At 64.1% G+C, this 23569-nt stretch carries 18 protein-coding genes; 8 read left to right on the plus strand and 10 right to left on the minus strand.

Annotated elements, in window-relative coordinates; translation table 11 throughout:
* Positions 1 to 14: 14 nt before the first annotated feature.
* The 5 genes from GW587_RS28665 to GW587_RS28685 all read left to right on the plus strand — a co-directional run bounded on the left by GW587_RS28665 (position 15) and on the right by GW587_RS28685 (position 8720).
* Entirely contained in the window at positions 15 to 4727 is a 4713-nt protein-coding gene (locus GW587_RS28665) for an NAD-glutamate dehydrogenase domain-containing protein (RefSeq protein ID WP_166108319.1), read from the plus strand.
* 4 nt (positions 4728 to 4731) lie between these two features.
* Complete coding sequence (locus GW587_RS28670; RefSeq protein ID WP_166108320.1) at positions 4732 to 5733, plus strand: succinylglutamate desuccinylase; 1002 nt, start codon at positions 4732 to 4734, stop codon at positions 5731 to 5733.
* Between the two features lie 92 nt (positions 5734 to 5825).
* Positions 5826 to 6347, plus strand: a complete 522-nt coding sequence (locus GW587_RS28675; protein ID WP_166108321.1) for an EF-hand domain-containing protein — start codon at positions 5826 to 5828, stop codon at positions 6345 to 6347.
* Between the two features lie 59 nt (positions 6348 to 6406).
* The gene (locus GW587_RS28680) at positions 6407 to 6916 is read left to right on the plus strand and encodes a DUF1993 domain-containing protein (protein WP_166108322.1); all 510 of its coding nucleotides are present in this window, start codon (positions 6407 to 6409) and stop codon (positions 6914 to 6916) included.
* Between the two features lie 349 nt (positions 6917 to 7265).
* Positions 7266 to 8720 (plus strand): APC family permease, encoded by a 1455-nt coding sequence (locus GW587_RS28685; protein WP_166108323.1) that lies wholly within the window; start codon positions 7266 to 7268, stop codon positions 8718 to 8720.
* Positions 8721 to 8917: 197 nt separating this feature from the next.
* Here the strand turns inward: GW587_RS28685 and GW587_RS28690 are convergent, their stop codons facing one another.
* On the minus strand, positions 8918 to 9262 hold the full coding sequence (locus tag GW587_RS28690) for a hypothetical protein (protein WP_229259702.1): 345 nt from the start codon (positions 9260 to 9262) through the stop codon (positions 8918 to 8920).
* 138 nt (positions 9263 to 9400) lie between these two features.
* On the opposite strand from GW587_RS28690, the gene GW587_RS28695 reads away from it, so the two are divergent.
* Positions 9401 to 10648: a GGDEF domain-containing protein gene (locus GW587_RS28695; protein WP_166108324.1), complete on the plus strand. Its 1248-nt coding sequence runs from the start codon at positions 9401 to 9403 to the stop codon at positions 10646 to 10648.
* On the opposite strand, the gene GW587_RS28700 is transcribed toward GW587_RS28695, so the two are convergent.
* The 3 genes from GW587_RS28700 to GW587_RS28710 all read right to left on the minus strand — a co-directional run bounded on the left by GW587_RS28700 (position 10649) and on the right by GW587_RS28710 (position 15573).
* Positions 10649 to 11569, minus strand: a complete 921-nt coding sequence (locus tag GW587_RS28700; RefSeq protein ID WP_166108325.1) for an EamA family transporter — start codon at positions 11567 to 11569, stop codon at positions 10649 to 10651. It abuts the gene before it with no gap.
* Positions 11570 to 11643: 74 nt separating this feature from the next.
* Positions 11644 to 13806: an FUSC family protein gene (locus GW587_RS28705; protein WP_166108337.1), complete on the minus strand. Its 2163-nt coding sequence runs from the start codon at positions 13804 to 13806 to the stop codon at positions 11644 to 11646.
* Positions 13807 to 13884: 78 nt separating this feature from the next.
* Entirely contained in the window at positions 13885 to 15573 is a 1689-nt protein-coding gene (locus tag GW587_RS28710; protein ID WP_166108326.1) for a M14 family zinc carboxypeptidase, read from the minus strand.
* A gap of 194 nt (positions 15574 to 15767) precedes the next feature.
* Here GW587_RS28710 and GW587_RS28715 point away from each other — a divergent pair, with 194 nt between their 5' ends.
* On the plus strand, positions 15768 to 16511 hold the full coding sequence (locus GW587_RS28715) for a hypothetical protein (RefSeq protein WP_166108327.1): 744 nt from the start codon (positions 15768 to 15770) through the stop codon (positions 16509 to 16511).
* 14 nt (positions 16512 to 16525) lie between these two features.
* Here the strand turns inward: GW587_RS28715 and GW587_RS28720 are convergent, their stop codons facing one another.
* From GW587_RS28720 to purB, 6 genes are all read right to left on the minus strand, one after another.
* Entirely contained in the window at positions 16526 to 17092 is a 567-nt protein-coding gene (locus GW587_RS28720) for an NADPH-dependent FMN reductase (protein ID WP_166108328.1), read from the minus strand.
* Positions 17093 to 17198: 106 nt separating this feature from the next.
* Positions 17199 to 19352, minus strand: coding sequence for a S46 family peptidase (locus tag GW587_RS28725; protein WP_166108329.1), 2154 nt, complete (start codon positions 19350 to 19352; stop codon positions 17199 to 17201).
* 164 nt (positions 19353 to 19516) lie between these two features.
* The gene (locus GW587_RS28730) at positions 19517 to 20083 is read right to left on the minus strand and encodes a YceI family protein (protein ID WP_166108330.1); all 567 of its coding nucleotides are present in this window, start codon (positions 20081 to 20083) and stop codon (positions 19517 to 19519) included.
* A gap of 18 nt (positions 20084 to 20101) precedes the next feature.
* The gene (locus tag GW587_RS28735; RefSeq protein ID WP_166108331.1) at positions 20102 to 20653 is read right to left on the minus strand and encodes a YceI family protein; all 552 of its coding nucleotides are present in this window, start codon (positions 20651 to 20653) and stop codon (positions 20102 to 20104) included.
* A gap of 26 nt (positions 20654 to 20679) precedes the next feature.
* On the minus strand, positions 20680 to 21207 hold the full coding sequence (locus GW587_RS28740; protein WP_166108332.1) for a cytochrome b: 528 nt from the start codon (positions 21205 to 21207) through the stop codon (positions 20680 to 20682).
* A gap of 130 nt (positions 21208 to 21337) precedes the next feature.
* Complete coding sequence (gene purB / locus GW587_RS28745; RefSeq protein WP_166108333.1) at positions 21338 to 22714, minus strand: adenylosuccinate lyase; 1377 nt, start codon at positions 22712 to 22714, stop codon at positions 21338 to 21340.
* 108 nt (positions 22715 to 22822) lie between these two features.
* Between purB and GW587_RS28750 the strand changes: the two genes are divergently transcribed.
* Positions 22823 to 23431 (plus strand): glutathione S-transferase N-terminal domain-containing protein, encoded by a 609-nt coding sequence (locus tag GW587_RS28750; RefSeq protein ID WP_166108334.1) that lies wholly within the window; start codon positions 22823 to 22825, stop codon positions 23429 to 23431.
* Positions 23432 to 23569: the final 138 nt, after the last annotated feature.

Consider the following 23569-nt stretch of genomic DNA (forward strand, 5'->3'; position numbering starts at 1 on the left):
TTGGAGAAGCAACGATGAAACAAATGCCACAAGACCTGCGCAAACAGACGCTGGATTTGGTCAACACAAGCAAACCTGCCGGCGATGGCAGCCAGATCGCGGCGCTGATCAGCGCCTGGCTCGGCTCCCTGGATGACGAAGACCTGGCGGGCACCTCGCCCGACAGCCTGGCGCCGGTCTTGTGGGATGGTTTCACCTTCGCTTCCAAGCGCACCGGCTCCGGCGCGCAGATCGCCCGGCTGCGCTACGCCGACGGCCGTGGCGGCACCGCCACCGCGCTGCTGATCCTGAACGACGACGCGCCTTACCTGGTCGACTCCATCGTCATGGCGATGCGCAAGCTGCACGTCACCGCCAACGGCGTATTGAACTCGGTGCTGCCGGTCGCGCGCGACGCGGACGGCGTGGTGACGGCCGTCGGCAACGCCGGCGACAAGCTGGAATCGTATGTCCTGTGCCTGCTGTCGGACGACCTGTCGGATGCGGAACTGGGCATGCTGGTCGAACGCATCGAGATGGTGTCGCGCGACGCCGCCGTGGTCCGCCGCGACAAGGCCGCGATGCAGGCGCACTTCAGCCGCATCGGCGCCGAAGCCGCCGCCAATGGTGAAGAAGGCAAGGAAGTCGCCGCCTTCCTGGAGTGGGCCAAGACCGAAGGCTTCGAGCCGTTCGGCTACGCCTACTACCAAGTCAAGCCGGGCGTGCGCGAGCTGGAACGCGACATCCCAAGCCGCATCGGCGTGCTGCAGGATACGTCGCATCCGGTTTACGGCACCTGCCTGGCCAACATCCCGGGCGATTTCGACACGCTGTCGAAACGCGCCAACACGCTGTCCATCGTCAAGGCCGACGTCGAAGGCACGCTGCACCGCGACCAGCAGTTGGACTTCATCGGCATCCGCCACACCGACGCGCAAGGCGCGATCCTCGGCGAATATTGCTTCGTCGGCCTGTTCACCCGCGCCGCCACCGCCACGCCGCTGAACCGCCTGCCGTTCGCGCGCGGCCGCGTCGCCAAGGTGCTGAGCATCGCCGGCGTGCGCCAGGAAGGCTTCCGCGCCGAGAAGTTCATCGAGATCCTGGAATCGCTGCCGCGCACCGAAGCGCTGGAAGCGGAGCCGGAATGGCTGGCGGAAGTCTGCGGCGCCGTGGTGTCGCTGTACAAGCAGCCGCGCACCAAGGTGTTCGCCCGCCGCGACGTGTACGCACGTCACCTGAACGTGCTGGTCTACCTGCCGCGCGAGCGTTACAGCGCAAGCGTCGCTTCCGCGCTGGCCAGGACGCTGCAAGCCAGCTCCGGCGCCAACCATGTCAGCTCGCAGACGCTGGTGGCCGACGGTCCGCTGGCGCGCGTCTACCTGATCGCCCACGGCGCGCGCTATCCGCTGGACCTGGAAACCGACATCCAGCAGCCGCTGACCTCCGTGCTGGACGGCTGGCACGATCAATTCTCCGAACTGGCCGACGCCGTGCCGAACGTGCCGGTGCGCGCGCACCTGCGCCGCATGTGCTCGACGCTGCCGATCGACTATGTCGCATCGACCGCGCCGCAAGCGGCCTTCCACGATTTGCAGGCGATCCTCGCCAACACCGATCCGTCGCGCGTCGATGCGCGCGTCGAGACCGTGGGCGACGCCACCACCATCCGCCTGTACTCGGTGGACCGCGTGCCGTCGCTGTCGACCATCCTGCCGGCGCTGCATAACGCCGGCGTGTCGATCGACCGCGAACAGGCGCACTCGATCCGCCTGGACGGCCAACGCCACTTCGTCACCAGCCTATCGGTGGACGCCGCCAGCGCCGCCAACCTGGCCAAGGCCGAAGTGGTGCCGGTGGCGCAGGAATTGTTCGCCGCGCTGTTCAACAACGAAGCCGAAGACGGCCGCCTGAACGGCCTGGTCATCGAAGGCGGCTTGAGCGTGCGCGAAGTACAGCTGGTGCGCGCCTACATGAGCTACTGGCGCCAGACCGGCACCCGCTTCTCGGTACGCTACATCGCCGAGACGCTGCGCAAGCAGCCGGCCATCGTCAAGGAACTGGTGGACGCCTTCCTGCAACGCTTCGACCCTGCGCTGGACGACGCCACCCGCGCCGCCGCGCTGGACACGCTGGCCGCCATCAAGGGCCGCCTGCCCGCGATCAACCACGCCGACAGCGAAGAGGTGCTGGGCGCGATGATCGACCTGATCTCGGCGACGCTGCGCACCAACTACTTCCAGAACAATCAAAAGGGCGACAAGATCATCTTCAAGTTCGACACCAGCAATCTGTCGCTGGTGCCGGAACCGCGCCCGTTCCGCGAGATCTTCGTGTTCTCGCGCCGCTTCGAAGGCCTGCACCTGCGCGGCGGCCCGGTCGCGCGCGGCGGGCTGCGCTGGTCGGACCGGATGGAAGACTACCGCACCGAAGTCCTCGGCCTGGTCAAGGCGCAGATGGTGAAGAACGCCGTCATCGTGCCGGCCGGCGCCAAGGGCGGCTTCGTTTGCAAGCAGATGCCGAAGGACGCCGTGCGTGAAACCATCGCGGCCGAAGGCGAAGCCGTGTACCGCCTGTTCATCGCCAGCCTGCTGGAAATGACCGACAACCGCGTGCTGGGCAAGATCGTGTCGCCGGCGGACACCGTCTGCTACGACGGCAACGATCCTTACCTGGTGGTGGCGGCCGACAAGGGTACCGCGACCTTCTCCGACATCGCCAACAGCATTGCGGTGGAACGCGGCTTCTGGCTGGGCGACGCATTCGCGTCGGGCGGCTCGAACGGCTACGACCACAAGAAGATGGGCATCACCGCCAAGGGCGCGTTCGAAGCGGTCAAGCGCCACTTCTACGAGATGGACCACGACATCCACGCCACGCCGGTGACCATGGTCGGCGTCGGCGACATGTCCGGCGACGTGTTCGGCAACGGCGCGCTGCTGTCGCGCAAGCTGAAAATCGTCGCGGCCTTCGACCACCGCCACATCTTCCTCGATCCGAATCCGGACATGGAGCAATCCTTCATTGAACGCGAGCGCATGTTCGCGCTGCCGCGCTCCTCGTGGGACGACTACAACAAGGAACTGATCTCGGCCGGCGGTGGCGTGTATCCGCGTACCGCGCGCAGCATCGCGTTGTCGCCGCAGATCCGCGCCGTGCTGGACATCGAAGAGACCTCGCTGCCGCCGGAAGAACTGATGCACCGCATCATGCTGGCGCCGGTCGACCTGTTCTACAACGGCGGCATTGGCACCTACATCAAGGCGTCGACCGAATCGCACGCGCAGGTCAAGGACCGCGCCAACGACAACATCCGCGTCGACGGCAATCAGCTGCGCTGCAAGGTGGTGGCGGAAGGCGGCAACCTGGGCGCGACCCAGTCCGGCCGTATCGAATTCGCGCTGGCGGGCGGCCGTATCTTCACCGATGCGATCGACAACTCGGCCGGCGTGGATTGCTCCGACCATGAAGTGAACGCGAAGATGTGGCTGGACGTGGAAATGAACGCCGGCCAGTTGAGCGAGGCGGACCGCAACCGCGTGCTGAACGAAATGACCGCCGACATCGAACGCCTGGTCCTGCGCGACAACACGCTGCAAACGCAGCTGCTGGTGCGCGAGGCGCAGGCACAGACCGACGCCGCCGTGCAGGATGGCTACGCATCGCTGATCGCCTTCCTGGAAGAAGAGGGCGCGCTGTCGCGCGAACTGGAGCAGCTGCCGTCGGTGGCCGAACTGGCGCGCCGCAAGGCGGACGGCCGTGGCCTGACCACGCCGGAACTGGCGGTGGTGATCGCCAACGTCAAGAACCGCTACAAGCGCATCCTGTCGGCGCTGCCGCTGACGGAAAACAGCTGGGCCGAGTCGGTGCTGAAGCCGTACTTCCCCGACCTGCTGGTGGCGACCCGTCCTGCGCTGGCGCATCCGCTGGCCAACGCCATCCTGGCGACCGTGCTGGCCAACGAATCGGTCAACCGCTGCGGTCCGCTGATGCTGCGCCAGCTGGCCGGCGAGCATGGCGTCGATGAGTCGGATGTGATCCTGGCGTGGGGCCAGGCCTGGTCCGCACTGAACCTGGCGCCGATCTTCGGCGCGCTGGATGCCGATGCGCTGAAGGTGCCGCGCGCCGTGTCGATCAAGGTCGATGGCCGCACCCGTGTGTTGCAGAAGGCTGTCATCGAGGGCGCGCTGTCGGTGCCCGCCGAGCAGCTGACCAATGGTGTCGCGGAGTTGACCAAGCTGTTCGCCAAGCCGGAAACGCTGGTGCAGCTGACGCCTGCCGACGGCCAGTCGGATGCCGACATCACCGCCGGCCTGCGCACGGAATTCGTTCTGGCGTGGAAGGCGGTCGATGCGATCGAATCGGTGGCGGCGTTTGTGTTCGCGGCGCTGTCGGTGTCGCGTCCGGAAGGCATGGATTTGCCGGCCTTCCTGCAAGTGGGCCTGGCGCTGCGCGCGCAGGTCGGCATCGATACGCTGGAACGCGGCTTGAAGCTGCCGGCCGTCAGCCGTTCGCAGGAACATCTGCGCAGCTACGCGCAGAACGCGCTGCGCCGCACGCAGCAACGTTTGCTGGCGCAGGTGCTGCGTCAGGCGACAGGCGAGCATACGGCGGCGGAGGCGGTGGAAGTCGTCGCCAACACGCTGGGCCTGTCGGGCTACGCGGCGGCGACGGACCTGGAGCAGGCGATGCTGGATGTGTGGGCATTGTCGGAGGCGACCAACGCCGGCACCGCGCCGTTGGTGGCTTGAGCGTATGAGCCAGTTGCCCGCAGCCTTGCCGGAAGCCGTACGCGCCCTCGCTGAAGCGGATTTCAGCGCGGTGGCGTCGCGGTTCACGGCGGCCGGTTTTGCGGTGACGCAGCCGGCCGACGGCATCCTGACCATCAAGGCCGTCGGCCAACAGGACGCGGCGCGCGCCAGCGTGCTGATCTCGGTCGGCGTGCACGGCGACGAGACGGGGCCGATCGAGATGGTGGCGTATCTGCTGGACGCCCTGTCGCACCAGGCGTCCGCGCTGGCGGTCAACCTGATGCTCTGCGTCGGCAACATCGGTGCGATCCGCAACGGCAAGCGTTTCATCGACGCGGACTTGAACCGCATGTTCCGTGTCGAACGCGGCACGCTGGCCGGAACCGCCGAGGCGGCGCGCGCCGACGCGATGATCGCGGCGACCAGCGCCTTCTTCGCCGACGCGGGGCCGGTGCGCTGGCATCTGGATCTGCATACGGCGATACGGCCGTCGGTGTATCCGACCTTCGCCATCGTCCCCGAGATCATCGCCGACGCGCCGCGCCGCACGCTGATCGAGTGGCTTGGTTTGGCCGGTATCGGCGCGGTGATCATGAATCCGGCTTCGGTCGGCACCTACAGTTATTACTCGGCCGAGCACCACGGCGCCGCCGGCACCACGGTGGAGCTGGGGCGCATCGGCACCCTGGGTCAGAACGACCTGGCGCAATTCACCGGTGCCTCGCTGGCGCTGGACGATCTGCTGCGCGGCGCGGCCAGGCGCGAGGCGAAGCAGATGCCGCACGTGTTCAACACCGCGCGCCAGATCATCAAGTTGAGCGACCAGTTCCAGATGGCGTTCGGCAAAGACACGCACAACTTCACGGCGCTGAAGCAGGGCGAGGAGATCGCGCGCGACGGCGACACCGTCTACACGGTGCAGCATCCCGAGGAGCTGGTGGTGTTTCCCAATCCCGACGTCCGCGTCGGGCTGCGCGCCGGCTTGATGGTGGTGCGCGTTTCCTGAGCTTTACCCGCCTTTACACTTCGCGGGATCATGGTTACATGGATTAGTTCGTTAACAGGAATAACATTGTCCTCAATAGCGGAGTAAGAACCATGACAGCAATCAGCGGCGTTTCAAGCAGCAGCACGCAAGCCACCACGTTCGATCCAGCGAAGGGCGCGGCGCGCTTCGCCGCCAAGGTGTTCGGCGACATGGACAGCGACAAGGACGGCAAGGTCAACAAGGAAGAATTCGTCTCCGGCCTGACCTCCAAAGGCGTCTCGACCGAGGATGCGACCAAGCAGTTCGACGCCATCGACAAACAGAAATCCGGCTCGATCACGCAGTCCGACCTGGAGACCGCGATCAAGAGCGGCGACTTCACGCCACCGAAACCGCCGGCCGGCACCGGCGGTGCGGAAGGCGCGCAAGGCGGCGCCAAACCGGCGGGCGGTGCCGGCGGAGCAGGGGGCGCCGGTGGCGCCAGCAGCGCGGCCAAGACCTACGAAGCCGCCGACAAGAACGAAGACGGCAGCGTCTCCGCCCAGGAGCAGCTGGTCTACAACATCTCCCACCCATCGGAAAAAACCTCCGACAGCAGCAAAATCGGCGGCAACATCGACCAGATGGCCTGACGACGCGCATTCGGCGTAGCGACTATACTCTCCCTGTATTCAAACAACAGGAGTGGATCATGTCGCTATCGATGTATAGAGTTTCGGTGCCCGTGTTTGTGCGCGGGTTGAATGTGTTGGCGGATTTGTTGAAGAAGGCGGAGGCCCACGTCGAGCAGCAGGGGGCGGTGCCGGATGCGATTCTCTCGGCGCGGCTGGCCGATGATATGTTGCCGCTTTCGGCGCAAGTGCAGCGCGCCAGCGATACGTCGAAGCTGTCGGTGGAGCGCCTCAGCGGCGTGGCGGCGCCTAAATTTGAAGACAACGAGACTTCGTTCGATCAACTGCAACAGCGCATCGCCAACACCATCGCCTATTTGAACACCGTCGATGCGGCGCAGTTCGACGGCAGCGGCGAGCGCGTGATCAAACTGAATTGGGGTAAATTCCAGCCCGAGTTCACCGGCGAGGATTATCTGCTGACCTTCGCGCTGCCGAATTTCTACTTCCATATCGCCACCGCGCACGGCATCCTGCGCAACCAAGGCGTGCCGGTCGGCAAGCTGGACTACATCGGCGCGACGCTTTAAGCGCGCACCATCAGCGCGGTGATCGTGGCGGCCAGGCCGATCAGCACCAGGGCGGCGCCCGCCACTGCTGGATGGAAACGGCGGGATACGGTCGGGATTTTTTTGATAGGCATGGCTGGCTCCGTCTTGGCTGTAAGTAACACTTGGCTCAAGAGTATCTTGTTGAGCCTTTGGCATCTATACACCGCGCTGTATCAAAAGTAAGCAACTGTAACGCCGCCTTGTGGGCACTGATGCGCCTTCGCACAGTGAGTTGTTTTTCTGGCACAAAATTACTTTATGGGGACAGGCTGGAAAGCCCTATAATCGCTGTGTTTTTGCCCGAACATATTTCCCACAAGGATAGCCTGTGAACCAAACGCTGGTCCAGAAACTGACCCGTACCAAGCCGGTCGTCAATACAGTTGAAAACGCCCCCTCCAGCAACGGTCTGCATCGCTCGATCGGCCTGTTCCCCCTGACCATGATCGGCGTCGGCGCCACGATCGGCACCGGCATTTTCTTCACGATGGTGGAGGCCGTTCCCAAGGCCGGCCCATCCGTGATCCTGTCGTTCCTGATCGCCGCCATCACCGCCGGCCTGACCGCGCTGTGCTACGCCGAGCTGTCGTTCCGCATTCCGGCATCCGGATCGTCGTACTCGTTCGCCTACGCGACCGTCGGCGAGTTCCTGGCCTTCATCATGGCCGCCTGCCTGCTGCTCGAATACGGGCTGGCCGCCAGCGCCACCGCGATCGGCTGGTCGGACTACCTGAACAACTTCCTCAACAACGCCTTCGGCTGGCACATCCCCGAGATGCTGCGCTCGCCGATGATCGTCTCCACCGCGCACGGCATTGAGCTTCGCGGCGGCCATATCAACCTGCCGCCGATCCTGCTGGTCTGCCTGTGCTGCGTGCTGCTGATCCGCGGCACCAAGGAGTCGGCCACCACCAACGCCATCATGGTGATGATCAAGCTGGCGATCCTGATCTTCTTCGTGGTGATCGCGTTCTCCGGTTTTGATATAAACAATTTCCATCCATTCTTCAGCCCCGACAACGGCGTTCACTACACCGGCATGGCCGGCGTGACGGCGGCGGCGGCGACCGTGTTCTTCTCCTTCATCGGCCTCGACACCGTGGCCACCGCCGGCGAGGAAGTGCGCAACCCGACCCGCAACTTGCCGATCGGTATCCTGTCGGCGCTGGGCATCGTGACCGTGTTCTACATGCTGGTGGCGGTGGCGGCGATGGGCGCGCAGCCGGCGCACAAGTTCGCCGGGCAGGAAGCCGGCCTGGCCGTGATCCTGCAAAACGTCACCGGCAAGACCTGGCCGGCGCTGGTGCTGGCGGCCGGCGCGGTGATTTCGGTGTTCAGCGTGACGCTGGTGACGATCTACGGCCAGACCCGCATCCTGTACGCGATCTCCAAGGACGGCCTGATTTCGCCGGCGTTCAAGAAGGTCAATGCGCGCACCGCGTCGCCGGTGCAGAACACGCTGATCGTGTCGATCGTGGTCGGCCTGGTGGCCGGCTTCGTCGACGCGACCTTCCTGTGGGACATGGTCAGCATGGGCACGCTGACGGCGTTCATCGTGGTGTCGCTGGCGGTGCCGGTGATGCGCGCCAAGGAGGGCGCTTCGGCGGTCAAGGGCTTCCGCGTGCCGTTCGGTCCCTATGTGGTGCCGGGCCTGAGCATCAGCGCATGCCTGTATTTGATGTTCGGCCTGTCGATGACGACCTACACCATCTTCATCATCTGGATGACGGCGGCGATCCTGACTTACTTCCTGTACGGGATGCGCAATTCGCGTTTGAACTGATCGCGCGAACGTAAAAAAGCCCCGGCCGCTTGTGCGCGCCGGGGCTTTTTGCCATTTTGTCCGGTAACGAATTACGCTTCGTTTTTCTCAGGCTTGGCGCCGAGGTACAGACGCAGGACGAGGCCGGACAGGGCGATGGCGGCAGGCAGGTTTTCGATGATGGTCAGCATGGTGATCTCCAGTAAAGTGAAATTCGATTAACCGCGGGATGCGAAGAAGCGCAGCTCGGCGGACAGGCTAGGCGAGTGGCGTTCGCAGTCGTTTGCCATGCGGGTCAGCCACCAGATGGTTTCTTCTTTGTTGCGCTGCGAAACAACCGGTTCCGCAGCGGCAGCCGCTTGCGGCTTGACGGCGAACAGTGCGGCGACCAGCTGACGTACAGCGGCGGCAACATTGCTTGCATAGCTAGGGGTGGTGTCAAAGTCGTTGTACGACAGGTTGTTCGTTGCGCTCATCTGAAGCTCCATGAATGTTCGTTTGTTGCGTTGCAGTATGCGCGGATTCCAGTAATAAGAAAACTTTTGATTTGTGATACGTGCCATTAGTTTTCTATATAACTGGGTGTTTTTCCTATGAGGAGTCGATTCTGAAGGGCAACTATTTAATGCGGGATTTTTTCGCCGGGTAGCTGCATTCGGGTATTATTGCTGTCCATTTAGCAATAATCTGACGGAGTCTGGATGTCCTTGCGCACGAAATTCATGCTGGCTTTGCTGCTGACCGGATTGGTGGCGGTGGGGGTGGTCGGCGGGCTGGCCTATGTCGGCATGACCGGAAAGGTCGATTCGATCCGGCGCGAGATGGCGGCCGAGCATTTCCATAAGGCCGTCACCGATTACCTGCGCAAGTATGGCATCTGGCGCGCGGGGCAGGACGCCGAACCGTTCGACCGGTTCATGAGCGCCCGCAGGCGAGACGAGCGTCGTCCGCCGCCGCCGCCGGGTCCGGGCGGCGAGCCGCCGTTCCACTTCATCCTGGCCGACCAGGACTTCCGCGTGCTGCTGGGCGCCGGCGTGTATCGCCACGACGAGGTGCTGCCGGAGGCGGCGCGCAAGGAGGCGCGGCCGGTGACGGTGGACGGCCGCATCGTCGCCTACGTCTCGCCGGAAGGCGTGCTGACGCCGAGCCGGGAGGAGCTGCAATACCTGGCGGCGATGCGCGATGCGCTGCTGGCCGGCGTCAGCGGCGCGGTGGCCGTGGCGCTGCTGCTGGGCGTTCTGTTAAGCCGGGGCTTGAGCCGCGCGCTCAGCCAGCTGACCGGCGCGGTGCGCGCCATGCATGGCGGCTCGCTGCTGCAGCGGGTGCCGGTCGTGGGCAAGGACGAGGTGGCGGTGCTGGCCGGCGCCTTCAACGAGATGAGCGAAAAGCTGGCGCGCACGCACGAGGAGTTGAACGCGTCGCACCAGACCATCCTGACGCAGTCCGAGCAGATGCGCGAGTTGAGCGTGCGCGATGCGTTGACCAAGCTGCACAACCGCCGCCACTTCGACGAGCAGGCCAGCACCTTGTTCAGCCACGCGGTGCGCCATCAGCGGCCGCTCAGCGTGGTGATCGGCGATATCGATTTCTTCAAGCGCATCAACGATCAGTTTTCTCACGCCACCGGCGATATGGTGCTGCGACAGGTGGGCGAGATATTGCGCGGCCATATGCGCTTGAGCGATCTGGTGGCGCGTTACGGCGGCGAGGAATTCGTTATCGCCTTCCCGGAGACGGAACTACCGCAAGCGGCCGCGCTATGCGACAAGTTGCGTGCGCTGATCGAGGGCTTTCCCTGGCATCAGGTGCATCCCGACTTGAAGGTCACGATGAGCATGGGCGTCTACGCCGATATCGCCGCAGGCACGGCGGAGGCCATGCTGCAGAAGGCCGACGCGCTGCTGTACCGCGCCAAGCAGACGGGCCGCAACCGCGTCTGCTTCGCCTGATTACTCGCGGTCGAGCCAGCGGCCGCCGAACATGGTGCAGACCAGCGACAACACGATCAGCGCGATGCCGGCCCATTGCCAGCCGGTGATGGTGTCGCCGAGCACCAGCATGCCGGTGCTGATGCCGACCACCGGCACGCCGAGGCTGAACGGGGCGACGCGGTTGACCGGGTGGCGCTTCAGCAGCCGGGTCCACATGGCGTAGCCGAGGATGGTCGCCATCCAGCCCAGGTAGGCGGTGGCGATCCAGGTGCTGAGCGGCGCGGCGGTCCATTGCCAGCGCGTCGTCGGGTCGTCGAAGGCCAGCGACAGCAGGATGAAGGGGACGATGGGCACCAGGCTGCACCAGACCATGAAGCTGATCACGTCGAACTGCGGCGTGGCTTGCTGGGCGCGGCGCACCACGATGTTCGACGCGGCCCACATGGCGGCGCCGGCCAGGCACAGCGCGAAGCCGCCTGCGGTGGTGCCGCCGGCGTGGCCGGGTTCGACGTAGTTCATGCCGAAGCAGACCAGGCCGACGGCGGCCAGCAGCAGGCCGGCCTGCAGCGCGCGGCTGGCGCGTTCGTGCAGCAGCGCGAAGCCGAAGAAGGCGGTGAAGAACACTTGCGTTTGCAGGATCACCGAGGCCAGCGAGGCGGACATGCCGATCTTCAGCGACAGGAATAACAGCCCGAATTGGCCGACGCCCTGGCACATGCCGTAGGCGACGATCCATTTGACCGGCAGCTTGGGCGGGCGGATGAAGATGATCAGCGGTAGCACGGCGAAGATGTAGCGCGCGGCGCCCATCTGGAATGGCGTCAGGTTGCGCAGGCCGACTTTCATCGCGACGAAGTTGGTGCCCCAGATCAGCACCACGAACAGGGCGGAGACCAGGTCGCGCGTGGTGAAGCCGGCGGAGGAAGTTTGTGCGCTCATAGCCGGCTATGGTAGCAGGCTATGGCGCGGCGCGGGCGGCCGACGGATGCGCGGCATGGCGGGAGCGGCGGCGGTCAGGCGACGTTGCGGACGATGGCCTCGCTGTGGACGATGATCTTCACCGCGTCGGCCTGCAGCAGGCGGATGCGGCGCTGGACCAGCGGCCAGCCGGACCAGGGCACGCTGGACGTGTCGGCTGTCGTGGCCGCCGTGGCCAGCGCGTCGGCGCCGGGACGGCGAGCGTGTGCGGCTTGCGGCGCCAGCGCCTGCGTCAGCACGCCGACCACCTGCTCGTGGCTCTCGCCCAGCATGGCGTTGACCGGGCCGGCCGGCAGTTCCTTGGCGTGGCGGCGCAGGATGGCGCGCAGCGCGGCGACGTGCGCCACCAGCAGATAGTTCTGCACGATGAACAGGTTGATGTCCTCCACCGCGCGCTGCTTGCGCGCCGGCTCGTCGAGCATGCGCACCAGCGCGGAGCTGAGCGCGGCCAGGCTGTCCATCAGGCGCTTGCGCTCGATGCGGTAGGCGAAATCGTCCTTGCCCTTGCCTTGCAACAGGTCGAAGCTGGCCTGCATGTAGCGCAGGTTCACATCCAGCACCTCGCGGATCAGGCGCGGCAGGGATTGATACTCCCAGTTGGCCAGCACGAAGCTGAACGCGGTCGCCACCGCCGCGCCGACCATGGTGTCGACCAGGCGCTCCATGATCAGGTTGTCGTTGCCGGGCGCGATCAGGTACATCTGCAGCAGGATCATCACGCTGACCGCGATCGCCGCGTAGCGGTAGCGCAGGTAGACGAAGGTCGGCATGGCCACCGTCGCCAGAATCAGCACCCCCAGGATCAGCGCGGGATAGTTGAGGAACTTGATGATCAGCGCAGTGATGACGCAGCCGATCACCGTGCCGACGATGCGGTCGCGGCGTCGCTGCTTGGTCATGCTGAAGCTGGGCTTGAGGATGATGACGATGGTCAGCACGATCCAGTAGCTGTGCGCCGCGTACGGCAGCCACGCGCCGATGGCCAGGCCGGCGGAAATCGCCATCGCCACCCGCAGCGAGAAGCGGAAGATCGGCGAATCCATGCGCAGGTGCGACAGGATCATGCGGAACTCGTACTTCTGCTGCGACAGGAACGGCCCCATGTCGGCGTCGACCCAGAACGGCGTGGTGTCGTAGACCTTCTGGCTGGCCTGGTGCAGTTCGCCGATCATCTTGATGATGGCGCGGATCTTGTTGCGCTGCGCGCGCAGCACCGCCAGCGCCTCCTGCTGCGGCTTGCCTTCGTCGATGCGCTGTTGCAGCGCCGCCAGCTCGGCCTCGATGGCGTCCAGTTCCGGCGTGTAGCTGATCTCCGCGTAGGAAGCCTTCTTGCGCGTGACGTCGTAGGCCACCGATTCGATATCGCGCGCCGCCTTGTAGGCCAGGTCGTGCAGCGTGCCCAGGACCGGCGAATCGGCCAGGTGCATGCGCAGCTGGGCGTAGTCGGTGTGGGTCGAGAGGATCAGCTCATATAGGTCCAGCATGCAGACGTGGACCTGCACCACGATCGCGTCCTTGCTGTTCTGGTGCGCGCGCAGGATCAGGTCGCGCGAGGCTTGCTGGCGGTCGGCCAGCAGGCTTTGATGGCGCACCAGCTTGTTGAATTGTTCGTTCAGGTTGTAGCGCGTGTCGTAGAAGTCGGCCTTGATGTCGATGTAGGCCGCCAGTTCGAACAGCGCCTCGGCCAGCACCTGCTGCTTGATGCGGTGACGCAGGATCCACGAGATCCCCATCGCGTAGGCCAGGTAGGTCACGGCCCCCAGCGTGAACAGGCCGGTGTGCATGAAGGACTGGCGCACCGACATCTCGTGTTCCATCGACATGGTCATGATGAACAGCGTGGCCAGTTGCAGCGGCATCGACTTCTTGCCGTAGACGACCATCATGCAGGCGAGGAAGCTGACCACCACCAGCATTGTCATCAGCAGCCATGGCACCGGCGCGCACAGGCTGATCAGCAGGGTGACGGCACTGCACAGCAGCACCGAGGCGCTCATCTCGTTGAACTTGTGGCGCAGCGGGCTGGGCATGTCCATCAGCGCGGTGCAGAGCGCGCCGATGCAGACCGTCATCGCGGTCGTCATGTCGGAGAAGTGCAGCGTGATCAGCGTGACGCCAACCAGGCCGGCGGCAAAGCGCAGGCCAAGGTAAAAGTAGTGGCTGTAAAAGAATGTTCGCAGATTGAGTGCGTAGTGCATGGCTGTGACCTTGTGGGCAGCTTGCATGCGCGTCCCGGGATCGCCGGGGCGCGCATGATGGAACGCGGGGGCTTGCTTTTAGAAGACCGACAGCACAGGGTAGCGGCGCCATTCCGGTTCGGCGTGGCGCTTGCCGTTTTCGAAAATGAAGCCCAATACTTTTTCCTGGTCCGACAGCAGCGCCGGATTGGCGGCCTTCCACGCTTCGAACTTCGCTTTCAGTTCAGGCTCGGTTTCCAGCATCTCCAGGGCCAGGTCTTCGAACACGTAGTCGGAGAAGGTCTCCTTCTTTTCCAGCACGCTGTTGAAGAAGCCCCAGCGGAAGAAGGAGTCGTGGCCTTGCGGTTCCAGCGTCTCGACGGCGTAGCGGGCGTTGGCCTGCTTGAGCGGGATGAAGTAGTCGCCCGGCTGCACGGTGACGCTGCCCTTGCGCGCTTCCAGCTCCACCACGTCGTGGTACATATGGCCTTCGTAGGCGTTCGGACGCGAGGTCACCGAGGCGATGTGGTAGTACTGGACCTCGACCGTCGACGCTTCGTCGAAGCGGGCCATCTCGACGCCGTTCCATTGCAGACGTTCGATCGCTTCGCGCCAGGCTTGCGGCACGATGTAGCCTTTCGGCGCCGGCACTGTGGCCGACGGCACGAAGCTGTTGTAGTAGGCGATGTCCTTTTCCCACGGCTGCGAGCGGTCGTAGGACAGGCGCTGGTAGTTCCCCAGCAGGCTGGCGCTGCGCTTGGCGGCGTAGCCCTTGAAGCGGAAGGTCGATGGATTCGCTTCATCCATTTTCCAGCTGACGGTCCATTCGGTGGCGGCTGCCGCCTGCTCTTTCGCTTCGGCGCGCAGCTGGCGGATTTGCTCGCCGTGGCTGACGGTGAAGGCCATGGTCACGTCCAGCAGCGCGCGCATCGAGTCGTAGCGGTCCTTGAAGGGTTTGAGCATGTGCGTCTCCGGCATGAAGCCGATGACGTGGTGCAGCGCCGCGAAGCCGGTCGAGAAGCGCGGCACGTCCGGAAATTCGGCGATGCCGTCGTCCGGCGAATCCTGCACCGGATTGACGTAGGGGCAGGTCGGCCAGCCCTTGGCTTCCATCTGCGCGTAGATGTGCGGCAGCATGGTCTCGCGCAGGAAGGGGCCGAGGCCGTAGCCCAGCTTGTCCGCCTGGGTGTGGATCAGGGTCATGGTGTACGGGTAGTCGGCGCCGTTGGAGGTGTGGGTGTCGACCATCACGTCCGGATCCCAGCTGGTGACCAGCTGGTTGAACAGCTGCGCGTTGAGGGTGTCGCACTTGATGAAGTCGCGGTTCAGGTCGAGGTGGCGGCTGTTGCCGCGGAAGCCGAACTGCTCCGGGCCGTCCTGGTTGACGCGCGAGGTGTTGGCGCGGTTCAGCGCGCCGTCGACGTTGTACAGCGGGACGAACAGCAGCACGGTGTCGCCCAGCGCCGCCAGGCGCGCCGGGTCGAAGCACAGGTCGCGCACGATGGCCATGCAGGCGTCCACGCCTTCGGGTTCGCCGGGGTGGATGCCGTTGTTGTTGAAGAAGACGGTGCGGCCTTCGGCCTTGATCTGGGCGCGGTCGAACACGCCGTCCGGGCTGACCACGCCGGCATGCACCGGGATGCCGCCGTCGGACACGCCAATCTGTTCAAAACGCAGCACTTGCGGGAAGCGCTGCGCCAGCTCCTGATAGAAGGCGATGCATTCGGTCCACAGCGTGGTTTGGTTTTGATTACCTTTTTCGTAAGGCGTAGGCATGTCTGGGTGCATGGCGGTCTGGATCTCAGCGGGAATTTGATGGAGTGGCGCGCTTGGTAAGCGCGCTGTCGAGGGCGGAATTGTATCATTCGTGCCCGATTTTTGAGCGCTCGCAGAGGGCCGGCGCCGTGCCATTGCGTTGCTTCAAGGAAAAGTCGAGGCGGCGATGCTTTACTTTCGCATGGGCGGGCAGGCGGGAGAAAGCGATGCGAAGCGGATATGGATGGCGCGCGGCGGGTGCGGCGGTGGCGATGGCGCTGGGTGCCCAATTGGTGGTGGCGCAGATCGGACCGCGTCACGCGGCGGCGGACGAGGCCGAAGTCAGGCCGGCGTCGGCGTCGGGACTGGGGCGGGTGGAATTGGCCGGCGATGGCCTGACGCTGATCCGCTTCCAGGGGATGGCGATCCTGGCGGTGGCTGCGGATGCCGAGGCCTTCAGCAAGGAGGCGGTGCCGGATTGGCCGGTGGCCGATCTGCTGTTGCTGACGCCGGGACGCTATCGCGGGCTGGCGCCGTTGAAGGCGCTGCGCTCGCGGATGCCGGTGATCGTCGCCGGCCAGCATGGCGCCACCACTGTGGCGCCGCCGGGCTTGCAGCAGCTGCATGCGATGCAAGCGTGGAACACGTTCGATTTGAACAAGCGCGACGGTCGGCGCGGCACGCGGGTGCAGCTGACGGCGTTGCCCGGCGCGCCGGGAACGCAGGACGTGGCGGGATTCATGCTGGAGCTGGGCGACCGCAAGGCGTCGTACCGGGTCTATGTCAGTTGCGAGGAATTGGACGGCGAGGCGCTGGCGGGATTGCCGCGAAGGCTGCCGGGCGCGGACCTGGTGCTGCTGCCGACGCGGCACGCGCCGCAGCTGCTGGTGTTGCAGCGCGCGGTGCGCGCGGTCGGCGAGCCGGCGCCGCTGACGGCCGCCGGCTATGCGTTCAAGCCGCTCAAGCGTTGAACCAGACGCGCTGATTACTTCTTGGCGTTGGTCTCGACCCAGGTAGCGTAGGTGTCGATGAACTTCTTCAGGAACTGCTTGGTGCTGTCGTTGTTCAGCTTGCCGTCCGGTCCCAGCAGGTTGGCGGCGCCGCCGATGTAGGCTTCCGGCTGCTGCAACAGCGGCATGTCGAGGAACACCATCGACTGGCGCAGGTGATGGTTGGCGCCGAAGCCGCCCACCGCGCTCGGCGAGACGCTGACGATGGCGGCCGGCTTGCCACTCCAGACGCTGGCGCCGTACGGGCGCGAGCCGACGTCGATGGCGTTCTTCAGCGCGGCCGGCACCGAGCGGTTGTATTCCGGGGTGAAGAACAGCACGCCATCGAATTCTTGCAGGCGCTGGCGGAAATGGGTCCACGCCTGCGGCGCGACGATGTCCTTGCCTTCCAGGTCCTCGTTGTAGAGCGGCAGTTCGCCGATTTCGACGATCTCGAACGACAGCGATGGCGGTGCCAGCGCGATCACTTCATGGGCGAATTTGCGGTTCAGCGAATCCTTGCGCAGGCTGCCTACAATTACGGCGATCTTCTTGGCGGGCATGACAACTCCTGATGGTGGTGAACGGAACCGCTAATGTACCCGATCCATGCGAAAAAGCCATGCCGCGTTGCCGGGGCATGGCTTTAGACAGAGGTGGGTACCCCTATTATTCGGCGTTCATTTCCTTCAGCAGGTTGTCGGCGTGGTCGACGTGCTTCATGTTCCACAGGATGTAGCGCAGGTCGACCTGGATGTCGCGCGTCATCGCCTTGTTGAAGTCCCAGTCGGAGATGATGGAGTCGAGCGTGCCGTCGAAGGCCAGGCCGATCCATTCGCCCTTGGCGTTCAGCGCGGCCGAACCGGAGTTGCCGCCGGTGATGTCCAGCGTGGCCAGGTAGGCGACCGGCACCGATTTCAGTTTCGGATCGGCGTACTTGCCGTATTCCTTGGCCTTGATCGCTTTCAGCTGCGCGGCGGGGGCGTTGAACTCGCCTTGGCCGGTGGCCTTGGCGGCGACGCCTTCGACCGTGGTGAAGGCTTTCCAGTTGGTGCCGTCGGAGCCCGGGGTGCGGCCGGCGATCTGGCCGAAGGTCACGCGCAGCGTGCTGTTGGCGTCAGGGTAGACGGCCTGGCCTTTGCTCTGCATGTAGGCGATCTTGGCTTTCATGTAGCTGGCGTAGGCCTGCTGCAGCTTGCCGCCCAGTTCTTCCTCTTCGGCTTCCGATTTCAGGTCCGGGCCGTACAGCGCCACGGCGGCCTTGATGAAGCTGTCGTTGCTGGCCTTGAAGTCGTCGGGCTTGCGCTCGATCCAGCTGTTGCGCTCGGCGGCGTCGCCCAGCTTGCTGCCGGCGTACAGTTGGTCCAGCGCCGCTTGCAGCTCGGCCTTGCCCATGCCGTCCTTGATGCCGATGGCGGCGTCGAAGGCGGCGTTGCGCGCGGCGGCCGGTTGCGCCGCGTACTTGCTCAGGAAGTTCAGCACCAGCGCCTTGTCGACCTTCTCGTCGTAGTTGCGCACCAGTGCGGCCACGCTGGACTTGATGCGCGGCACGTCGCGCACCTGGTAGCCGGACTTGCGTTCGGCGTCCGGCTTGGTGTTTTCATTGGCCAGGCGGTACAGCATGCGCGCGGTGTTCAGCAGGCGCGGCTTGGAGCGTTCCAGGTCGAAGTCGCGCTTGACCTCGGCGTCGCGCTGGGCGATGAGTCTTTCCACCGCCTCGATATCGGCGGCGTACTCGGCCTTGCGCGCCGGGTTGGCGTTGATCCAGGTCTTCAGCGCCTCATGCTCGGCGGTCTTGCGCGCCAACATGTCGCTGCCGGCGTAGGAGTCCAGCATGCCCTGGCGGTTCTTGTAGTAGTTGTTGATGCCGGCCACCTGCGACGCGTATTTCAGCGCGGTGTCCTTGTTGTCCTTGGTGGTGTCGGCGATGATCGCCAGGCTTTCCGCCGAGGCCTTGACGAAGGCCGGGTAGTTCCAGTCGAAGGTGAACGCCACTTCCGACGGCAGGCGGTGGCGGTTGGTGCGGCCGGGGTAGCCGAGCGCCATGATGAAGTCGCCTTCCTTGACGCCTTCCTTGGCCAGTTTCAGGAAATGCTGCGGCACGTAGGGGACGTTGTCCTTGCTGAAATCGGCGGCCTTGCCGTCCTTGCTGACGTAGGCGCGGTAGAAGCCGTAGTCGCCGGTGTGGCGCGGCCACATCCAGTTGTCGGTGTCGCCGCCGAACTTGCCGACGCCTTCAGGCGGCGCGTGCACCAGGCGCACGTCGCGGATTTCCAGTTGCTTGATCAGGTAGTACTCCAGGCCGCCGTAAAAGGACGACACGGTGCAACGGTGGCCGGCGTCTTTCTCGCATTCGGCCTGGATGGCTTTGAGGTTCTTTTCGATCGCGTCGCCGCGCTGCTTGCCGCTGAGCTTGGCCACATCGGCGGTGATGATGCGATTGCTGACATTGGTCACGGCCTTGGTCACGAAGATGCGGCTGCCCGGCGCGGCCGGCAGTTCTTCACCCAGGTTGTGGGCCAGGAAGCCGTTGGCCAGCAGATTGCGTTCCGGGGTCGAATTATGGGCGACGCTGCCGTAGACGCAATGGTGGTTGGTGGCGACCAGTCCCAGCGGCGAGACGAAGGAAGCGGAGCAACCGCCGAGGCTGACGATGGCGCCGGCCGGGAACTCGGTCAGCTTGGTCAGCGAGGCGGGATCCAGCTTGAGGCCGGCGGCTTTCAATTGCTTAGCCACTTGTGGCAGCTGTTGCGGCATCCACATGCCTTCGTCGGCATGGGCGGCGGAGCTCAGGATGGCGAGCGCGATCAGGGTCTTATGCATTTCTCTCGGGTCTCTCTCGATGTTGACGGGAACAGCGCCGAGCAGTATAGCAATAAAAAAATCCGGGGTCAGAGCTAAAAACTGGACACGGGCCCAACCGTAGCGTTCGCTACGGTTGGGCCCGTGTCCAGTTTTTAGCTCTGACCCCGGAGTTGACCGGACATTTAGTCGGCTTTGATGGCTTCGATCTGGATCGCGAGCTTGACTTCCGGTGCGAAGGCCGGGGTGCCGTAGTTCAGGCCGAAATCGGTGCGCTTGAACTCGGCCGTGGCGTCGGCGCCGCACACTTCCTTCTTGTAGCGCGGGTGCATGATGCAGGTGAACTTGTTCACTTTCAGCATCACCGGCTTGGTCACGCCCAGCATCGTCAATTCGCCGTCCACGCCGACCAGCTTGTCGCCGTCGAACTTGAACGATTTGCTTTTGTAGGTGATGGTCGGGAATTTCTCGACGTTGAACATGTCCGGGCCCTTGGCGTGGGTGTCCATCTTGTCGAAGCCGAAATTGATCGAGGCCGGGTCGATCGTCAGGTCCAGCCCGCCGGTCTTGGCGGCGCGGTCCATCGTCACGGTGCCGCTGGTCTTGTTGAACTTGCCGCGCCAGACCGACACGCCCATGTGGTCGGCCTCGAAGCTCGGGTAGGTGTGGGTCGGGTCGACGTTGTAGGTGGCGGCGAGGGCCGACGTGGCCGAGGCGGCCAGCAGCGTTGCGATCAGGATCTGCAGTTTCATGCGGGAAGTCTCCTTTGGTTATTGTGCTACTACGTGGAATTTGATGGTGACGTCGTCGGCGACCATGCTGGTGTCTTTCCATTCGCCTTCGCCGATGTTGTAGGCCAGGCGTTTGATCGGCAGCGCGCCGTCGAACACTTGCTTGCCGCCGTCGGTCTTGACCGTCAGCGGGAAGGTGATGTCGGTGGTTTTGCCCTTGATGGTCAGCTTGCCGGTGACGGTCAGCTTGCCGGCGCCGGCGCTCTTGATCGCGGACGAGACGAACGTGGCTTTCGGGAACTGGGCCGAGTTGAACCATTCCTTCTTGGCGACTTCCTTGTTGTACTCGGCGTCGCCCATGTCCAGGCTGGCGGTTTCCACTTCGACCGTGGCCTTGGAGGCGTCCGGCTTGGCGGCGTCGTAGTCGATCGCCACCGTGTATTTCTTGAACTTGGATTCGATCGGCACGTTCATCTGCTTGAAGGTGGCCGACACCGTGCTCTTGGCCGGATCGGTTTTCAAGGCTGCGGCGCTGGCGGCGAAGGCGATACCCAACATCGAGACGAGGGCGATTTTTTTCATGGTGTTCATATGGTCGGACTCCGGTGAGTGGGTTGTTACAGCGGCAGCATGCGTTTCAGCGTGATGTCGCGGTCGATAAAGTGATGCTTGAGTGCCGCCAGGGCGTGGGCGACCACCGCGGCCGCCATCGTCATGGTCAAAATATAATGCACGGTTTTTAAAGTTGCCTTAAGTTCAGGATCCGGCGCGATCACGGCCGGCATTTGCCACAGCCCCAGGTACACCACCGGCACGCCGGCGGCGTAGGTGTAGAAGTAGCCGGAGATCGGCACCGCGAAGATCAGGAAGTACAGCAGGTAGTGCATGCCCTCGGCGACGGTGTGCTGCCAGGCAGGGATCGACGCCAGCGGCGGCGGCGGGCGGTTGGCCTTGCGCCACAGCACGCGCAGCACCGCCACCAGCAGCACCGTCACCCCCAGCCATTTGTGCCAGGAGAAGTACTTCAGCTTGGTCGGCGAGAAGCCGGGAATGCTGACCATGGTCAGCCCGAGGAAGAACGCGGCGATGATCAGCAGCGCGGTGAGCCAGTGCAGCAGCATGGCGGTCTTGGTATAGCGTGGCATAAAGCGGCTCCGAAATAGTACGTGTTAGGACTAATATACCAAAGAATCGCGTCTTGTGCTCACCGGGCAATAAAAAGCCCCCGGGACGTCAGTCGGCGGGGGCTAGTGTATGCGAGATTGCTTTGCTACATCAGATGGCTTTAGCCAGAGACGCGGCCACGCCGATGTAGTTGGCCGGCGTCATGTCCAGCAGCAGGTCCTTGGCGTCTTGCGGGATGCTCAGGCCGGTAATGAACTCGCGCAGCGCGTCCTTGGAGATGCCTTTGCCGCGCGTCAGTTCCTTCAGCTGCTCGTACGGGTTCTCGATGCCGTAGCGGCGCATCACGGTCTGCACCGGCTCGGCCAGCACTTCCCAGTTGGCGTCCAGGTCGGCCGCCAGGCGCGCCGGATTGACTTCCAGCTTGTTCAGGCCGCGCAGGCAGCTGTCGTAGGCCAGCAGCGTGTAGCCGAAGCCGACGCCGATGTTGCGCAGCACGGTCGAGTCGGTCAGGTCGCGTTGCAGGCGCGACACCGGCAGCTTTTCCGACAGGTGCTTCAGCACGGCGTTGGCCAGGCCCAGGTTGCCTTCGGAGTTTTCGAAGTCGATCGGGTTGACCTTGTGCGGCATGGTCGAGGAACCGATTTCGCCGGCCTTCAGCTTTTGCTTGAAGTAGCCCAGCGAGACGTAGCTCCAGATGTCGCGGTTCAGGTCCAGCAGGATGGTGTTGACGCGGGCGAAGGCGTCGAACAGTTCGGCCATGTAGTCGTGCGGTTCGATCTGGATGGTGTACGGGTTGAACACCAGGCCGAGGCGGTTTTCAATCACGTCCTTGGAGAACGCCGGCCAGTCGAACCCTGGATAGGCCGACAGGTGGGCGTTGTAGTTGCCGACCGCGCCGTTCATCTTGCCGAGGATCTCGACCTGCTCGACGCGCTTGACGGCGCGCTGCAGGCGGGCGACCACGTTGGCCATCTCCTTGCCCAAGGTGGTCGGGCTGGCGGTCTGGCCGTGGGTGCGCGACAGCATCGGCAACTCGGCGTTGACGTGGGCGATCTCGGTCAGCTTGGCGATCACGTTGCGCAGCGACGGCAGCATCACGCTGTCGCGCGCGGCCTTCAGCATCATGCCGTGCGAGGTATTGTTGATGTCTTCCGAGGTGCAGGCGAAGTGGATGAACTCCGACGCGGCCACCAGTTCCGGCACGTCCTTGACCTGCTCCTTGAGCCAGTACTCCACGGCCTTGACGTCGTGGTTGGTGACGGCTTCGATTTCCTTGATGCGGGCGGCGTCGCTTTCGCTGAAATCGCTGGCGATCTTGTCCAGCAGCGCGGCGCCGGCGGCCGAAAACGGTTTGATCTCGGCGAAGCCGGCCAGCGACAGCGCCTGCAGCCAGGAGATTTCTACTTTGACGCGGTGGTGCATGAAGCCCGATTCGGACAGGATGGGGCGCAGCAGGTCGGTTTTACCGGCGTAGCGGCCGTCCAGCGGCGACAGCGCCGACAGCGTGGAGTATGGAGTAGTGGTCATGATGGGGAGGAGGGCAGGGTTAAAATTGCGCAAAGGGGGATTTTACCATTGGCGGACGCCGTAGCCGCCGATGTTATACTGAGATCCATTCTCTCTCCATGCGCCTCTATGAAACTCATCGGTTCCCTCGCCAGCCCTTATGTCCGCAAAGTCCGTGTCGTGCTGGCGGAAAAAAAGCTCGACTGCCAGTTTGAAGTGGAAAACGTCTGGGCCGCCGATACCGTGATCGACAAGTTCAATCCGTTGGGCAAGGTGCCGAGCCTGGTCATGGAAGACGGCAGCGTGATGATCGATTCGCGCGTCATCGTCGAATACCTGGATACGCTGACGCCGGTGTGCAAGCTGCTGCCGCCGAACGGCCGCGACCGCGCCGACATCAAGTGCTGGGAAGCGCTGGCCGACGGCATGCTGGACGCGGCCGTCAACGTGCGCCTGGAGCGCACCATGCGTCCGGCGGAGCAGCAAAGCGCGGAGTGGATGGCGCGGCAGATGCGCAAGGTGCAAATGAGCCTGGCGTCGTTGTCGGACAAGCTGGGCGAGCAGGCGTACTGCGCCGGCATTCATTATTCGCTGGCCGACGTGGCGGTGGGTTGCGCGCTCGGCTGGCTGTCGTTCCGCTTCCCGGAGATCACCTGGCGCGACGATCACGCCAACCTGGCGAGGCTGTACGACAAGCTGTCGGAACGGCAGTCGTTCAAGGACAGTGTGCCGCAATAAGAAAACGCCCCGTGGGGTAATGCCGTTCAGTTAAGACTGAACGGCATTTTTATTTTATTGGTTGTAAACATCGGCAATCGCTGTTAACCTGCGTCGCGATGATCGACGACGCTCTCCATTTCCTCGCTAACGGCCTGG

This window comes from Duganella aceris (genome assembly GCF_011090165.1).
In the GTDB taxonomy this organism is placed as follows: Bacteria; Pseudomonadota; Gammaproteobacteria; order Burkholderiales; family Burkholderiaceae_D; genus Rugamonas; species Rugamonas aceris.

Coding starts and splice junctions, on each gene's coding strand:
- GW587_RS28665 (WP_166108319.1), top strand. CDS start 15: ATGAAACAAATGCCACAAGACCTGCGCAAACAGACGCTGGATTTGGTC.
- GW587_RS28670 (WP_166108320.1), top strand. CDS start 4,732: ATGAGCCAGTTGCCCGCAGCCTTGCCGGAAGCCGTACGCGCCCTCGCT.
- GW587_RS28675 (WP_166108321.1), top strand. CDS start 5,826: ATGACAGCAATCAGCGGCGTTTCAAGCAGCAGCACGCAAGCCACCACG.
- GW587_RS28680 (WP_166108322.1), top strand. CDS start 6,407: ATGTCGCTATCGATGTATAGAGTTTCGGTGCCCGTGTTTGTGCGCGGG.
- GW587_RS28690 (WP_229259702.1), bottom strand. CDS start 9,262: ATGGCACGTATCACAAATCAAAAGTTTTCTTATTACTGGAATCCGCGC.
- GW587_RS28695 (WP_166108324.1), top strand. CDS start 9,401: ATGTCCTTGCGCACGAAATTCATGCTGGCTTTGCTGCTGACCGGATTG.
- GW587_RS28700 (WP_166108325.1), bottom strand. CDS start 11,569: ATGAGCGCACAAACTTCCTCCGCCGGCTTCACCACGCGCGACCTGGTC.
- GW587_RS28705 (WP_166108337.1), bottom strand. CDS start 13,806: ATGCACTACGCACTCAATCTGCGAACATTCTTTTACAGCCACTACTTT.
- GW587_RS28710 (WP_166108326.1), bottom strand. CDS start 15,573: ATGCACCCAGACATGCCTACGCCTTACGAAAAAGGTAATCAAAACCAA.
- GW587_RS28715 (WP_166108327.1), top strand. CDS start 15,768: ATGCGAAGCGGATATGGATGGCGCGCGGCGGGTGCGGCGGTGGCGATG.
- GW587_RS28720 (WP_166108328.1), bottom strand. CDS start 17,092: ATGCCCGCCAAGAAGATCGCCGTAATTGTAGGCAGCCTGCGCAAGGAT.
- GW587_RS28725 (WP_166108329.1), bottom strand. CDS start 19,352: ATGCATAAGACCCTGATCGCGCTCGCCATCCTGAGCTCCGCCGCCCAT.
- GW587_RS28730 (WP_166108330.1), bottom strand. CDS start 20,083: ATGAAACTGCAGATCCTGATCGCAACGCTGCTGGCCGCCTCGGCCACG.
- GW587_RS28735 (WP_166108331.1), bottom strand. CDS start 20,653: ATGAACACCATGAAAAAAATCGCCCTCGTCTCGATGTTGGGTATCGCC.
- GW587_RS28740 (WP_166108332.1), bottom strand. CDS start 21,207: ATGCCACGCTATACCAAGACCGCCATGCTGCTGCACTGGCTCACCGCG.
- purB (WP_166108333.1), bottom strand. CDS start 22,714: ATGACCACTACTCCATACTCCACGCTGTCGGCGCTGTCGCCGCTGGAC.
- GW587_RS28750 (WP_166108334.1), top strand. CDS start 22,823: ATGAAACTCATCGGTTCCCTCGCCAGCCCTTATGTCCGCAAAGTCCGT.